The sequence below is a fragment of the Sulfolobus sp. B1 genome, from assembly GCF_007050195.1.
Taxonomy (GTDB): domain Archaea; phylum Thermoproteota; class Thermoprotei_A; order Sulfolobales; family Sulfolobaceae; genus Saccharolobus.
The window spans coordinates 1-1409 of the sequence record NZ_QIMI01000243.1; the positions used below are offsets into that span (position 1 = coordinate 1).

The 1409-nt window shown below is 35.1% G+C and carries 1 protein-coding gene; it reads right to left on the reverse strand.

From position 1 onward, the window contains the following. The coding region (locus tag DMP16_RS09865; protein WP_143577189.1) for an ATP-binding protein at positions 1-1080 on the reverse strand (1080 nt) is incomplete at its 3' end. Positions 1081-1409 lie beyond the last annotated feature (329 nt).

Sequence of the window (1409 nt, forward strand, 5' to 3'; positions counted from 1 at the left end):
ATACCCTCTCCTCAGAAGCTCTATGTATACTAAATTCTCCATTGCATTGGATATTGAAAATTCGTAGCCTAAAGCCGTCGGATAACCAGTGTCAATTATGTATAATTTTTTCAGATTGGCTTTCCTCTTCCTCTCGCTCTTCTCAAACTCCTCTACAAAGAAGGAAAAGTAAGTCTCCTTAGCCCTATTGAAGAGCTCGATGACTGTCTCCTTCCCTATCTTAATCCCTAAGCTTCTCATATATTCATAAACCTTGTTGATAGTTGTTGGTCTAGCGTAATTTGATATCAAATAGTTAGCAAAAAGTGAAGCAATATCAGCTTTAATTGTCGAGAAGTCCCTTACTATAATCGAATCAAAATAGGATTTCAACAATCTTATCTTCTCATTATTCTCTTTTTCAAGAACTACAGCTGGATAGGAGCCGTAATATAGGTACTCCCTCAGAAGCGACAGTATTTTGCCTCTTTCAAATGTATATTCAATTAACCTATTATACTCGAAACTCTTAAATCTTAAAAATTCCTTAAAGGAGAGCGGAAAAACTTCATAGTTTACACTCCTCCCCCTCAACTCTTCGGCGATTCTTAAGGGAGTTAGTAGCGATGAAGAACCAGAGAGGTAAACTCTGGAAGTAAGCCTTTTCCTAAACCAACTTCCATAGTTTTCAACGTTTTGAACTTCATCTAGAAAAATATATCTAGGCTGTTTTCCGGTCAACTCCACAAAAATGGTCAAAATCTTATCTAAGTCCTCTACCTTAAAGCCCTTTAATCTATAATCTTCAAAATCAACGTAAAGTATCTCGTCATGAGATGCTAAACCGCTCTTTATTATGTCTTGGATAGTCTGATATAAAGTGAACGTTTTACCGCTTCTTCTACCGCCAGTTACGGTTATTATGTAGTCTTTATCTAAAGGGAGTGAAATGTCTCTCCTTATGACGTTTGGGAGAGGAGAGGTGAGCCATTCCGCGATGTAGCTCCTTAACCTTTCTTCCACAACAGTATAATAAGAAGTTTGTACTAATAAGTCTAATTCTGACCAGATTAACGCCAAAACTGGTCTATTACAGACCATATTTTTATATGAAAATAACAATTAAGATAAAATAATTTTATATCATATTAAATAAGTTTCCTACATTACGAAGGTATGGCTCCTATAAGTATACTCTGCAGAAGAACCTTCCTTAAAATCTAACCGTTATCAGTCAATGTGTAGACAATAATTTCATTCACCCCCATATTCCAACTTATGCCAATAGATTTAGAGTAAATCGTGTTGAAGAATATTTTTAACTATCTTGTTGAGTTCCATGTTGAGTCCATGCTTGTTAGTTTTAAACTTTGAATATATAGTTCTACTAGTGTTCTATTGCTAAATGTTTAAACCTCTGTATTGAACTA